The sequence below is a fragment of the Paraburkholderia lebeckiae genome, from assembly GCF_050436325.1.
GTDB classification, from domain to species: Bacteria; Pseudomonadota; Gammaproteobacteria; order Burkholderiales; family Burkholderiaceae; genus Paraburkholderia; species Paraburkholderia tuberum.
Map to the genome: position 1 here is coordinate 1,837,801 of NZ_JBNDLZ010000003.1, position 12,901 is coordinate 1,850,701.

Annotated in this window: 11 protein-coding genes; 6 read left to right on the forward strand and 5 right to left on the reverse strand. The window is 64.7% G+C overall.

The annotated features are described in order from the left end of the window. Positions 1–277: 277 nt before the first annotated feature. On the reverse strand, positions 278–1,381 hold the full coding sequence (locus OKW44_RS26325; protein ID WP_018419152.1) for an NAD(P)H-dependent flavin oxidoreductase: 1,104 nt from the start codon (positions 1,379–1,381) through the stop codon (positions 278–280). A 332-nt stretch (positions 1,382–1,713) separates the two neighbouring features. Here OKW44_RS26325 and OKW44_RS26330 point away from each other — a divergent pair, with 332 nt between their 5' ends. Both OKW44_RS26330 and OKW44_RS26335 read left to right on the forward strand, forming a co-directional pair. Continuing rightward, positions 1,714–2,412 (forward strand): dienelactone hydrolase family protein, encoded by a 699-nt coding sequence (locus OKW44_RS26330; protein WP_018419150.1) that lies wholly within the window; start codon positions 1,714–1,716, stop codon positions 2,410–2,412. A gap of 270 nt (positions 2,413–2,682) precedes the next feature. Beyond that, positions 2,683–4,209 (forward strand): amidase, encoded by a 1,527-nt coding sequence (locus OKW44_RS26335; protein WP_026225562.1) that lies wholly within the window; start codon positions 2,683–2,685, stop codon positions 4,207–4,209. Between the two features lie 168 nt (positions 4,210–4,377). On the opposite strand, the gene OKW44_RS26340 is transcribed toward OKW44_RS26335, so the two are convergent. The 3 genes from OKW44_RS26340 to OKW44_RS26350 form a co-directional block, all read right to left on the reverse strand. Next, positions 4,378–4,689 (reverse strand): high-potential iron-sulfur protein, encoded by a 312-nt coding sequence (locus tag OKW44_RS26340; protein WP_026225561.1) that lies wholly within the window; start codon positions 4,687–4,689, stop codon positions 4,378–4,380. Between the two features lie 132 nt (positions 4,690–4,821). After that, positions 4,822–5,928: an NAD(P)/FAD-dependent oxidoreductase gene (locus OKW44_RS26345; RefSeq protein WP_018419147.1), complete on the reverse strand. Its 1,107-nt coding sequence runs from the start codon at positions 5,926–5,928 to the stop codon at positions 4,822–4,824. 355 nt (positions 5,929–6,283) lie between these two features. Then, on the reverse strand, positions 6,284–7,261 hold the full coding sequence (locus tag OKW44_RS26350) for an AAA family ATPase (protein WP_018419146.1): 978 nt from the start codon (positions 7,259–7,261) through the stop codon (positions 6,284–6,286). Between the two features lie 270 nt (positions 7,262–7,531). Between OKW44_RS26350 and OKW44_RS26355 the strand changes: the two genes are divergently transcribed. Continuing rightward, complete coding sequence (locus tag OKW44_RS26355; RefSeq protein WP_018419145.1) at positions 7,532–8,092, forward strand: hypothetical protein; 561 nt, start codon at positions 7,532–7,534, stop codon at positions 8,090–8,092. Between the two features lie 54 nt (positions 8,093–8,146). Beyond that, positions 8,147–8,944: an endonuclease/exonuclease/phosphatase family protein gene (locus OKW44_RS26360; protein ID WP_018419144.1), complete on the forward strand. Its 798-nt coding sequence runs from the start codon at positions 8,147–8,149 to the stop codon at positions 8,942–8,944. Positions 8,945–8,989: 45 nt separating this feature from the next. Here OKW44_RS26360 and OKW44_RS26365 read toward each other — a convergent pair whose 3' ends face one another. Beyond that, entirely contained in the window at positions 8,990–9,946 is a 957-nt protein-coding gene (locus OKW44_RS26365) for an aldose 1-epimerase (protein WP_018419143.1), read from the reverse strand. A gap of 387 nt (positions 9,947–10,333) precedes the next feature. On the opposite strand from OKW44_RS26365, the gene OKW44_RS26370 reads away from it, so the two are divergent. Next, the gene (locus tag OKW44_RS26370; RefSeq protein ID WP_018419142.1) at positions 10,334–11,386 is read left to right on the forward strand and encodes a LacI family DNA-binding transcriptional regulator; all 1,053 of its coding nucleotides are present in this window, start codon (positions 10,334–10,336) and stop codon (positions 11,384–11,386) included. Between the two features lie 176 nt (positions 11,387–11,562). Further along, positions 11,563–12,582 (forward strand): ABC transporter substrate-binding protein, encoded by a 1,020-nt coding sequence (locus tag OKW44_RS26375; RefSeq protein WP_018419141.1) that lies wholly within the window; start codon positions 11,563–11,565, stop codon positions 12,580–12,582. Positions 12,583–12,901 lie beyond the last annotated feature (319 nt).

The following is a 12,901-nucleotide window of genomic DNA, read 5'->3' on the forward strand; positions in this document are numbered from 1 at the left end:
CATCAAATTAATTTGGGGGAATTTTTTGAGAAAGTGGGAACAACACTAATAGCGCAGTTCCCGGGCGAACCGCTCGCGGCTTGGGCGAGCGGGCCGGAAAGCCCCAGCCCATGCGGGTTTCCGCTAATTTGGAAGTTTCTCCGCGGGCGCGGATTTAGCCTTTTTCCGGCTTCTGTCACATATGATTCGAAGGGTTTTTCGACTCAAAAATGTGGCGTGCCGCACAGGATTGTGAGTGCGGTAAAAGACTTAAATCAGCCTTAAATCGGCAATGCAATCAACGCAAGAACGCGGCGATTCGCACGGAGGCCGCCTGCCATTCCTGCTCGAGTTGCGCCATCAGTTCGATCGCGCCGATTGCTTCGGCGCGCGCGTGGCCAAGCGGCGCACCCTGCCCCGCCCACAACGACAGGTAATCGCCGTTCTGCGCACGCGCCGCGCTTTGCCGCAGCTCCTGCGTCAACGCGTTTTGCACCGGATACGGCGCGATGCTGTCCGCCGATTCGCGCAAACGCTGCATCAACGGATTGCGGATGCCGCGCGCGTGGCGGCCCGTGATCGCGCGCGTCACCGTGGTCGAGGTATCTGACATGCCGCGCACGCGGGTTTTCCATACCTCGGGGATCGCGCTCTCGCGGGTGGTCAGAAACGCGGTGCCCATCACCGCGGCTTGCGCGCCCAGCGCGAGTGCCGCGACGATGCCGCGACCGTCCATGATGCCGCCGGCCGCGAGCACCGGCAGCCCGGTCGCGTCGACCAGTTGCGGCACGAGCGCCATCGTGCCGACCAGCGCATCTTCGAATGCGCCGATGAACGTGCCGCGATGCGCGCCCGCCTCCGCGCCCTGCGCGGCGACGGCATCGGCGCCCGCATCGCGCCACGCGATGCCTTCGGCAACATGCGTCGCAGTCCCAACTACATAGCTGCCGCTCGCGTGCAAACGCTCGACGTCGTCCGCTGCTAGCAGTCCGAACGTAAAGCCGGCGACCGGCACCCGCAATTCGATCAGCGTTTCCAGTTGCGCGCGAAAGTCAGGCGCATAGCGTGCGAGCGGCTGTCCCGGCGGCAAGCCGAGATCGGCGCGCAGCGGATCGATTGCGTCGAGCGCGCGGCGCACGGTGGCTTCATCGGGCGAGACCGGATCGAGCACGAACAGATTCACGCCGAACGGGCGATCGGTCAGCGCGCGAATCGCCGCGACCTCGCTCGCGATCTTCTCGGGTGCCAGCGCCGCCCCCGCGAGAAAACCAAGTCCGCCCGCATTGGATACCGCCGCGACGAGCGCCGGCGTCGTCGCGCCGCCGGCCATCGGCGCCTGCACGACGGGTACCCGCATCTGGAAGTGCTCGGCGAACGGCGTCACGAAACTGTCTTCATTCATGTTCGTTTCCTTCCGGCGCAAAGCCGGCGATGTGCTGATTCATGCGCTCGCCAACCTGTTCGCGAGAGGCGCTGACACGCGCGAGCCATCACGCGCTGACTGTACCGACACTGTACCGACACGCGCCATCGCGGAGAAATGAATTATCGAGATCGTTTCAATCGCCTTACGAGAATCGAAGCACGCCGCATCACCCGCGAGGACCCGTCCCGCCTCGCTGCAAGGCGGTTCTTTTGATGGCAAACTAAGCGCCCGTTGCAGGGCCTCGTGGCCTTGAGCGTTTCGTACACACCGACCTCGCGCGGCGGTCGCGCGAGTCAATGGAGAACAGCATGAGCACGACTTCCCGATGGATCGACATCCCCGCCGGCAACGACAGTTTCGGCGGCTACCTCGCGCTGCCGAAGGGCGGCAAGGGACCGGCCGTCATCATCATTCAGGAAATCTTCGGCGTGAACGGCCATATCCGCTCTGTCGCGGATCAGTACGCGCAGGACGGCTATGTCGCGCTCGCCCCGGACGTGTTCTGGCGCGTGCAGCCGCGCGTCGAATTGACGTATGACGGCAAGGATCGCGAAAAGGGCATCGAGCTGATGCAGAAAACCAAGGTCGACGACGCGGTCGCCGACCTCGGCGCCGCCGCGGCCGCCTTGCGCGCGCTGCCGGAAGTGACCGGCAAGATCGCGGCGATCGGCTACTGCTTCGGCGGCCGTCTCGCCTATCTGGCCGCGGCGGCCGGTTCGGTCGACGCCGCTGTCGCCTACTACGGCGGCGGCATCCATAACCATCTCGACAAAGCCGCGAACATCAAGGTGCCGATGCAGTTCCACTACGGCGAGCTCGACGCGCATATTCTGCCGTCGGACATCGGTCAGATTCAGGAGCGCTTCGCGGGTCGGGCCGACGTGCAATTCAACATCTACCCGAACGCCGATCACGGTTTCAACTGCTCGGAGCGTGCGTCGTACAACCAGCACGCGTCGGCATTGGCGCATGGCCGCACGCTGACCTTCCTCGGCGAGCGGATGTAATCCGCGGTTCCGGCATTCAGTCGGACCGCCGCGTTGCGCATGTGATCGCAAGCTCGCGCATTTGAAGTGCGCACTCGAATTCACATGAGTCACGTCGGCGCTCAACTCGGGTACTCTGTGCAAGACGGCGTGTCGGCCGACACGCCGTCTTTTCACATGTGCGACGCGCGAGCGGGGCAACGCGATGCCGAGCGAAACGCCCCAGTCGCGCCTGCATGGCCGGCCACGAATTCGACGCAGCATGCCAACCGACCGCGAGGCTCAACCGACGTGCAATCAGACTATCTCGCTCATGACGCCATCGGCCTCGCCGAACTCGTGCGCACGCGCCAGGTCAGCGCGCGCGAATTGATCGACGTCGCGATCTCGCGCACCGAGGCCGTCAATCCCGCGATCAACGCGGTCGTTCTGAAGGACTACGATGCGGCCCGCCAACGTGCGTCGCGCGAAGACGCGAATCGCGCGAATACCGTCGACGGCGCGAACGGCACGGACAACTCCACCGCCCACGCCGCGCTCGCCGGCGTGCCGTTCCTGATCAAGGATCTCGGCGCGCCCGTTGCGGGACTGCCCATGGCAATGGGCAGCCGACACTACCGCCATTTCATTCCGACTCAGGATGCGCCGGTCGTCGCGCTCGCGAAAGCGGCGGGTCTGAATATCTTCGCGAAGACCAGCACGTCCGAGCTCGGCCAGATGCCTTATACGGAGCCCGAACTATTTGGTGCGTGCCGTAATCCGTGGAACATCGATCACACGCCGGGCGGTTCGAGCGGCGGCGCGGCGGCGGCGGTCGCTGCCGGCATCGTACCGCTCGCGCATGCGTCGGACGGCGGCGGTTCGATCCGGATTCCGGCGTCGTGCTGCGGACTGTTCGGCCTGAAACCCTCGCGCGGTCGCGTGCCGCGCGCGGCGCAGGCCAGCGCCGGCGAACTCGGCATCGATCACGCCGTGTCGCGCAGCGTGCGCGACAGCGCGTTGCTGCTCGATCTGCTGGCCGGCAACGCCGAGCGGCCGACCGGCGCGCCCGGCACCTTTCTCGGCGCGACGCGCGAGCCGTGCAAACCGCTGACGATCGCCTACGTGACCGAGCCGATGCTCGCGTCGTCGTTATCGGCCGATGCGCGCGCCGCGCTCGACGACGCCGCGCAACTCGCGAGCTCACTCGGCCATCGTCTGGAGCCGGTGTCGCTCGGCGTCGATTTCGCGGCGGTCCGTCATGCGTTCCTGACGCTGTGGTCGGTAACCGCCGAAGACCTCGTGCTGAACGCTGAGCGCATCACCGGCCACAAGCCAACGCGCGGCGAGTTCGAAATTTCGACATGGGCGATGGCGCACGTCGGCCGCAAGCTCGGCGAACAGGGCTTGCCGGCCGCACTCGACGAACAGCGCCGCATCACCGCGCGTCTGACCGACCTGCTGAACCGCTACGACGTGCTGTTGTGCGCGACGCTCGCGTCCGCGCCGATCAAGATCGGCGAGATGCGGCCAAGCTCGGTCGAGCGCATGCAGATGCGCGCGGTCACCACGATGCCGCTAGAACGATTGATGAAGAAACTGCTGTTCGAAGCGTCGAACAAGGCATTCGCGTGGGCCGGATGCACGGAGCTGTTCAACCTTAGCGGCCAGCCGGCGATGTCGGTGCCTTTGTACTGGAATGCGCGCGGGCTGCCGATCGGCGTGCAGTTCGCGGCGCGTATCGGCGGCGAGGCGACCCTGTTCAGACTCGCCGCGCAACTCGAGGCGGCACGGCCGTGGTTCGACAGGCGGCCACCATTGATGAATGCGCGCCGCTAAAAGTCCAACGGCCCGCTGCAATGAAGCTTTGAAAAACCGGCCCGGCTTGCGCAGCGCAGCCTGCGCCGCGCGCGGCGCGAAGCGCCAGGATGCGCACAATCACGGGATGCGCCGCGGTATTGCGGCGCATCCCGTGCGTGCTTGCAAGCATCTCAAGCGCAGGCTTGCTCAGGCCTTCTTGTTATAGGCGCTGCACCATCCCGTGGCCGCGACCTGCTTGCCCGCGAACATCGGGCAGCCGCCGTAAGCGTCGCCCGCCTTGCCCTGGAAGAAGCTGCAGTTGCTGCATTGCTCGCCAGGCGTGTATTTGGCGAATTTCGCCTTGTCGACTTTGCTCGCGTCCGCCTTGTAGCCAAGCGCCTGCGCGGTCGGATCGGTTTCGGAGACTTTCGGCGCGTCGGCGAACGCCTGGCGCGACAACGCGAGCGTCGATGCCACGCCGATGCTGGTGATCAAAAACGTACGACGGGAAGATCTCATGGGGAACGCACTCCATTTATATGGGAATCAACGCCGTTCTAATGACAGCGTTCGCCAAGCATAGCAACGTAGCCGTCGCCCGTGAGATTCCAAATGCTAAAGATAAGCGGATCGGTACGGTGCAAATCGGCTTCAAGCCCGCCCGCTCAGCTCGCAGACCCGCTGCGCAATCGCAAGCGATGCCGTCAACCCCGGCGACTCGATGCCGAACAGATTGACGAGTCCGCGCACGCCATGCGCGGCCGGCCCCTGGATCACGAAGTCCGCGGCGGGCTCGCCCGGGCCGGACAACTTCGGACGAATACCGGCGTACGCCGGCTGCAACGCGCCATCGGGCAAGGCCGGCCAGTACGCGCGAATCGCCGCATAAAACGACTCCGCGCGACGCGGATCGACGTCGTAATTGATCGCGTCGACCCATTCGACGTCGGGACCGAAGCGCGCCTGGCCGCCCAAGTCGATCGTCAGATGCACGCCGAGGCCGGCTTCGTTCGGCATCGGATAGATCAGGCGGCTGAACGGCGCGCGCCCCGACATGCTGAAGTAATTGCCGCGCGCGAAGTAGAGCGGCGGCACGTGGCGCGCGTCGAGTCCGCGAATCTTGCGCGCGAGTGCGTTCGCATGCAGACCCGCGCTGTTGATCACGCAGGCAGCGCTGATCGTGGTGGGCGCCGCACCGCCGACCGCGATGGTGAAACGGCCGTTGTGAGCCTCGATCGCCTCGACCGGCGCATGGAACGCGCACACGGCGCCGTCGCGCTCGGCATCGCCTTGCAGCGCGAGCATGTACTGATGACTATCGACGATCCCCGTCTGCGGCGAAAACACCGCTTCCACGCATTCGAGCGCCGGTTCGAGCGCCTGTGCCTGATCGCCGGTGATGCGCATCAGGTCGAGCACGCCGTTGTCGCGCCCTTTGGCCATGATGCTTTCGAGCTGCGGAATCTGGTTTCGCGACGTGGCGACGAGCAGTTTGCCGCAGCGCGAATGCGGCACGTTGCGCTCGGCGCAATAGTCATACAGCATTTCGCGGCCGCGCACGCACAGCGTGGCCTTCAGCGATCCGCGCGGATAGTAGATGCCCGCGTGAATCACTTCGCTGTTGCGTGAACTCGTGCCCACGCCGATGGCGTCGGCGGCCTCCAGCACGATCACCTCGCGCCCGCGCGCCGCCAGCGCGCGCGCCGTCGAGAGGCCGATCACACCGGCGCCGATCACTACACATTCGATCTGATCCATATCCTTTGACGCGGCGCATTGGGCCGCGCGCTGCCTCGTTCAGCCGATGGAAGGAAGACAAGTACGGCACCTCGCCGCCGCGTTCCGTTTGTTGTCGAACGCATCTGTCCGATGGTCTGCTTATGTCTTTTTATCACCGCTACGGAAAATTGTACGACTCGGTACAGACAGAAGTGACAAACCTTCGAGCGCGCCGACCAGGCGATGGCGGCGCAAGCTGGCTCGATTCCACGCTCCACATCGAAAGTAGCAATAATTGCCGCGGCATTCACCACGCAGGCTGTACGAATTTGCCGGGACAGCGCCCCAAATTCCAGAGAAGCGGGGCGTTGGTGCAAAAAACCGACCGAAAACCTCAAAAACCGATCGGTTTTCGCCGGTTTCCGTAATCCAGGCGGATATCGGCGGGCTCGATCTGGTCGCGTCCCGCGATGCGCGCCGCGCCGAAGCCGTTCAGGATCGCGCGGCGCATCTCACGCGGCGACGCCCGCTTGAGCGCATCGAGCGTCGCATCGCCAAGCGTCTCCGGAAAGCGCAGGCCCCAGTTGTGCGCGCCGCGGATCTCGTCGTAGATCGATTGCGCGATGCGTCGCGCGCCGGCGTGGTCCGGCGGCGAGATCTCGTAGACGTTCATGCGGTTCAGGATCGGCTCGGGGATCGCGCGTTCGTCGTTGGCAGTCGCGATCCAGATCACGTTGCCCGCGTTGATCGGTATCTCGGCGAACTCGTCGATGAAGCTCTGGGCGGTGTCGTGTTCGAGTAGCGCGTACAGCGCGCCGAGCGGATCGTATTGCGAATCGCCGCTCGCCTTGTCGATTTCGTCGACGGCGATCACCGGGTTCGCGTAGCTGCCGTTCACGAGTGCATCGAACACCTTGCCCGGCTTCGCGTTCTTCCATTGCGACGACGCGCCCGACAGAATCCAGCCCGCCGTCAGCGAACTCATCGCGACGTATTGGTACGCGGTGCCGAGCAGGCGCGCGAGCTGCTTCGCGAAATGCGTCTTGCCGATGCCCGGCTCGCCGAGCAACAGGATCGGCATGAGTTCGAGCCGGTCCTCGGTTTCGAGGCACAGCGCGACCTGCTTGCGGATGTCGTCGAGCGGTGCGGAAAAATTGGGCAGCGCGCCGATCAGATCGTCGATCGACGGCATCCGGTTCGGCTTCACGCAGAATCGCAGATTGCCGGTTTTCAGCATCTTTTCGTAGGTTGTGCGCAGCGCCTCGTTCGCGCCCTCGCCGAGACCGTTCAGCGCGCTTTCGACCTCGTCGAGGTCATACACCCGGCTGAACGAGGCCACGGCGATTTCCTGTTTGACCATTGCTGTCGTCATCGCTCACCCCGTTTGGCTGATTCTGCAGCGGCGGCGCCTTGTGAGCGCCGGTTCGAGTCCAGTGTAGCGAGGACATAAAGGCGTGCAAGCCAGCAGTCATGTGGCTCTGCTGCTAACGATCGCTGGCATCCCATTCTTATCTGGAATGGATTGTTGCTGAACGGGACCTCGTCGACCGTGTCAGAAATCGTCGCGGCCATCGGGGGTAAGATGGCTCTCTAATTGCTACGAGGCACCCACGCAACCGACGCGTGAGCGGAGATCCTTTTTATGTGGAAAACCAGTATCGTGGCCATGCTGCTTGGCGCTTCGTTGCTCGCCCACGCGCAACAACGGCCAGCGCAGCAGGTCGTGCAATGGCAGCTGCAGGTGGTGAAAGATGGCCAGCAGATCGATTCGTTCGACGGCACCACCACCGTCGGCCAGGCACGCACGGATACGCATCACCAGGTCGTGCAACACGAGGTCGGCTGCAAGGACCAGCCGGCCGGCAACATCGATCTGTCACGCACGATCACGGTGTCGCCGCTGCGCGTCGATCCAGAGGGCGTGATGTTTTCGATCGACACGCAGGAAACGCTCGAGGACGACAATGCGCGGCGCACCGACATCGGCTGCAAGCTGCCGCCGCAGCCGCGCCAGGTGAGCGCGAGCCACCCGGGTCTCGTGGTGCCGCCGGATCAATGGGCGAGCTGGACGATCGTCGATCACAATCCGAACCTCGTGTACCGCGTGCATGCGAACGTCGTGAGCAATGGTGCGAACGGCAACGGCACGAACGGCGGCATGAGCGGCAATGGCGCCGCGACCGGCAGCAGCAATCCGAACTGACAGGAACCGCGCGCCTTACCGACGCGCTCAAACAGAACACGTGGATAACGCGGCATGCGAAACCCAGAAGAACTGATTCGCGAGAGCCTCGCGCCGAACGATTTCGTCGCGGTGAGCTGGAACCTGCACAAGGGCCGCACACCGCTCGGTTTTCAGGCCTGGCAGGCGATGCAGCGCTGGGTTCAATCGACCCACGCGGACGCATACTTCCTGCAGGAAGCGATGGCGCGGCGTATGCCGTCGCCGGTATTGGCGAGCAGTTTCGGCACGCCGATGGGCGATCCACTGACCGACGTATGGCACTGTCAGGCAACCGAAATCGCGCGCGCGCTCGAACTCGAAGTCGCGCTCGGCCCGAACGTGTTCAAGCCGTCATGGCGGCACGGCAACGCGATCCTGTCGCCGCATCCGCTCGATCTCGGCGGCCGCTGGGACATCTCCGCGCACCGCTTCGAAAAGCGCGGCCTGCTGGTCGCGCGTGCGACGTTCGGCGGACGACTCGTCACGTTGCTCTGTGCGCACCTCGCGCTGACGCGTCCGGCGCGGTTGCGGCAGATGGACTGGATCGCGCACTGGATCGCGAAGGAAGCCCCCGACGGTCCGCTCGTGCTGGCCGGCGATTTCAACGATTGGCGCAACGACTCGGTGCCGCTCTTTCGCGAGCATGGCTTACAGGAAGTCGCGACGCTGCTCGGCGAACCGGCGCGCACGTTCCCGGCGTTCTCGCCGGCGCTGTCGCTCGACAAGATGTTCGTGCGCGACATGCAGCCGGTCGAATGGATCCAGCCGGCGCAGGAGACCGCGTGGCTGTCGGATCATTTGCCGTATATGGCGAAGTTGCGGCTGGAGTGAGCGCTTCAGTTGGTTGAGCTTTCACCAACGGAACGCGCGTCCCCCTCACTCGCGAAGCGGCGTCCAGCTCAACGCCGCTTCGATCTCCTCCCCCGGCTGCAATACGCAGCCACCGACGTGTTCTTGTGTACCAACCGTGTTGAAGCAATCGGTCGTATTCGTGACCGGTTCCACGCATAGCTGCGGATCGTTGGCCGGCGCGAACACGACCAGATGATCGAACGGCGCATCGGCACGCATCGTCAGATTGCGGCGCTCGTCGGGCCACGAGATCGTCGCCACGCGCGACCAGTTCGAAAAGTTGTTGTCGAGATCGAACGCATCGGGCGACATGCCCGCGCGCAATGCGTCGACGGCCGGATGCGGGCCGAGATGCGTCGGCAGTACGTCGGTGTCCGCGTGCCACATCGCCTGCACGTCGGCATGGATGCGCGTCGACGCGGTGCGCGGATAGTACGGATGATGGCCCATGCCGAACGGCATCGGCCGGTCGGCGAGATTGCGCGCGGACATCGTGATGTGGAGCGCGCCACCGCGCAACTCGATACGCTGCCGCGCGCGATAGCGAAACGGCCAGTCGCCGGTCATGCTCGCATCGGGCTCGTGCTCGAAGTGCAGGTCCACCGCGCTTTCGCTGCGCGCGCCGACGCGCCACGGATGCCGCCACGCATTGCCATGCAGCGCGTGGGCGAAACGCGGGTCGTTGCCGGCGAGATCGATCGTCGCGCCGTCGAACGCGAAGCGCGCATCGCGAATCCGGTTGCAGTATGGGAACAGCGGAAAACTCGCCATGCGCAGCGCATCGCGCGCTTCGAACGCTTCCGGCAGCGCCGGCCGCAGCCAGTGCAACCGACCTTCCGGCGTGACTTCGTAGAACGCCGCGAGCGCGCCGCCAACGTCCGGCGCGAGCACCGCTCGCAACACACCGGCCGACAACGTGACGAGGCGCGCGGCGATCGCGGGATCGTCGAGCCATGAGCGTTGAGTCGCCGATCGAGTCATGGCCTGTGCCTCGCGCGGGCGGGCAGATTCAGGGAAACGTCGCGCATGGTCAGACGAGGCGAAACCGCGAGCGGAAAGCGGTATCAACGTGCATTCATATCTCCTTTGACGTGCCGCGCACCCCGCGGCCGGCGAACCCCCTCAGTCCGCCCCGAGCGAGAATCGCACGACACCGCACCACCGGTCAATATTATTAGTAATAAATTCGTTAAAAAAGCACCGGTAACGGATCGTCAGCTCGGTTCCCAAATGGCGGGTTAGCGTGCGTTGCCGGGCGCATATTATTAGTGGTACCGTCAGCAGCATGATGCCGCTGGCATTCCCCTGCTTCAGCGCCGCCTCCGCGCGGCCCGCACAATGAAAAAATCGACTCAACGCCGTCCCACCATGACCGACATCGCCAAGCTCACCGGCGTGTCGCAATCCACCGTTTCGCTGGTGCTCAACAACGCGGCCGGCGCGAAATTCTCCGATGCGACCCGCAACAACGTGCTGAAGGCCGCGCACGACCTCGGCTACCGGCTGTCGCTGCGCGCGCCGGTAGCGGCATCGAGCGACGAGCGCAACCTGATCGTCTATCTGGCCGACGAAATCTCGACGAGCCCGCACCCGGTCGTCAACATCGACGGCGCGCGCGACGCCGCGTACGCGAGCGGCAAGATGCTCGCGGTCTACTCGACGCACGGCAACGCCGACATCGAAAAACAGGTACTCGACACGGTCCTCACCAATCCGCACGTGTTCGGTGTGATCTACGCGACCGTCTACACGCGCAAGGTCGCGCCGCCGGCCGCGCTGTCGCAGGTGCCGACCGTGCTGCTGAACTGCTACACCGGCGACAGCACGTTCTCGTCCGTGGTGCCAGCCGAGGTCGCGGGCGGCCATCTGGCGACCGAGTACCTGCTGCAGGCCGGCCACCGGCGCATCGGCTACATCAACGGCGAGCCGTGGCAGGACGCCGCGAAAGACCGCCTGAAGGGCTACCGCACCGCGCTCGCGACCGCCGATCTGCCTTTCGCGGCCGAACTTGTGCGCGACGGCGACTGGAGCTCGGGCCTCGGCTTCGAGCTGACGCTGTCGCTGATGCGCGAGGCCAATCCGCCCACCGCGATCTTCTGCGCCAACGACCTGAGCGCGATCGGCGCGATCGAGGCGCTCAAGCAGCTCGGCCTGCGCGTGCCCGAGGACGTGTCGGTGCTCGGCTACGACGACCAGGAAATCGCGCGCCACACGCATCCGCCGCTGTCGACGGTGGTGCTGCCCAACTACGAACTCGGCCGCTGGGCCGTCGAAACGCTGCTGCAGGAAGAGCACAACCGCGCGGCCGGCGCGCCGGTGCGCCATCGCACGGTCAAGCTTGATGGACCGCTGGTCGAACGTACCTCGGTCAGGGTAATCACCGAGGCGAAACCGGTGACAACTAATATTATTAGTGATTGACCGATAATAATTCCTGGTGGAATAATCGGCACGTCGGGTCGGGAAGAAAGCGCACCGGTGGGTCATAGCCGACGGCACGGCTCGCCGGCGAAAAAACGTCGGCGCCCCGACTGGACAGAGGCAATCCCGAGCAGCACAAAAAGCAAATAAACCGTCACCGGTTACTGGAGGAAGACATGGCGTCGCTCAATACGCAGTCGCGCATGCACGCGCGAAAGCAGCAGATTCGTCCGCTGGCAGCTTCGCTGCTGGCTCTGGCAATCGGTGTCGGCGCGGCGGCCGCGCACGCCGACGACGCATTACCGAAGTTGCCGACCAAAACCCCGTTGAAGGTCGGCTTCGCGCAGACCGAAAGCAACAACCCGTGGCGTCTCGCGGAAACCCGGAGCTTCAAGGACATCGCCGCGAAATGCGGCTGGCAGATCGTGATGACCGACGCCAACGGCTCCAACTCCAAACAGGTCTCCGACATTCAAAGCATGATCGCCCAGCACGTCGATCTTCTGGTGTTCCCGCCGCGTGAAGAGAAGCCGCTCGCGCCGGTCGTGCTGCAGGCGAAGAAGGCCGGCATTCCGGTGATCCTCGTCGACCGCGACGTCGACCAGTCGGTGGCGAAGGCTGGCCGCGACTACATCACGTTCATCGGCTCGGACTTCATCGATCAGGGTCACCGCGCCGCCGACTGGCTCGTCAAGGCGACGGGCGGCAAGGCGAAGATCATCGAGCTCGAAGGCACGACGGGTGCGTCGGCCGCGAACGATCGCAAGAAGGGTTTCGACGAAGTCATCGCGAAGAACCCCGGCATGACGATCATCGCGTCGCAAAGCGGCGACTTTGCGCGCGACACCGGCCGCAAGGTGATGGAAACACTGTTGCAGGCGCATCCCGACGTGACCGCCGTGTACGCGCACAACGACGAAATGGCGCTCGGCGCGATTGCCGCAATCAAGGCGGCCGGCAAGCAGCCCGGCAAGGACATTCAGATCGTCACGATCGACGGCACCAAGGGCGGCATGGACGCGATCGCGGCCGGCGAACTCGGCGCGAGCGTGCAATCGAGCCCGTTCTTCGGCCCGCTCGCCTGCGACGTCGCGCAGCGCTATGCGAAGGGTGAAAAGATCCCGACCTGGATCAAGGTGTCCGACCGCTTCTACGACAAGGAAAACGTGCAGCAGAACATGCAGTACGGCTACTGATCGCAATTATCGGGAAGCGCCCCGGGCGCATCATTTTCCCGGGGACTCCCTTCGGCGTTGTAGCAGGAAGTCGCCCGCCTTCCATGAATGTCTCCTCGTCGGGCGGGTGGTGGGAAGGCTTCGAAGCGACGCGCCCGTGACCGACGGACCGTCGCTTCGCTTTTATGCGGGCGTAGCATGGGCCGGGCGCGCTGGCGCGACGGACCCCGCGTCGCCAGCAACAGCGCAGTCGGCAATATCGACAGCATCCGCATCAGGAGAAGTCTCGTGGAATCTGGCAAAGAGACGCCACACTCCCCCCTTACCCGTTCGCCGCTGC

What these genes read in the sequence shown, in the direction of transcription:
- OKW44_RS26370 (WP_018419142.1), top strand. Translation starts at nt 10,334, where the DNA reads ATGACCGACATCGCCAAGCTCACCGGCGTGTCGCAATCCACCGTTTCG.
- OKW44_RS26325 (WP_018419152.1), bottom strand. Translation starts at nt 1,381, where the DNA reads ATGAATGAAGACAGTTTCGTGACGCCGTTCGCCGAGCACTTCCAGATG.
- OKW44_RS26330 (WP_018419150.1), top strand. Translation starts at nt 1,714, where the DNA reads ATGAGCACGACTTCCCGATGGATCGACATCCCCGCCGGCAACGACAGT.
- OKW44_RS26340 (WP_026225561.1), bottom strand. Translation starts at nt 4,689, where the DNA reads ATGAGATCTTCCCGTCGTACGTTTTTGATCACCAGCATCGGCGTGGCA.
- OKW44_RS26350 (WP_018419146.1), bottom strand. Translation starts at nt 7,261, where the DNA reads ATGACGACAGCAATGGTCAAACAGGAAATCGCCGTGGCCTCGTTCAGC.
- OKW44_RS26365 (WP_018419143.1), bottom strand. Translation starts at nt 9,946, where the DNA reads ATGACTCGATCGGCGACTCAACGCTCATGGCTCGACGATCCCGCGATC.
- OKW44_RS26355 (WP_018419145.1), top strand. Translation starts at nt 7,532, where the DNA reads ATGTGGAAAACCAGTATCGTGGCCATGCTGCTTGGCGCTTCGTTGCTC.
- OKW44_RS26360 (WP_018419144.1), top strand. Translation starts at nt 8,147, where the DNA reads ATGCGAAACCCAGAAGAACTGATTCGCGAGAGCCTCGCGCCGAACGAT.
- OKW44_RS26375 (WP_018419141.1), top strand. Translation starts at nt 11,563, where the DNA reads ATGGCGTCGCTCAATACGCAGTCGCGCATGCACGCGCGAAAGCAGCAG.
- OKW44_RS26345 (WP_018419147.1), bottom strand. Translation starts at nt 5,928, where the DNA reads ATGGATCAGATCGAATGTGTAGTGATCGGCGCCGGTGTGATCGGCCTC.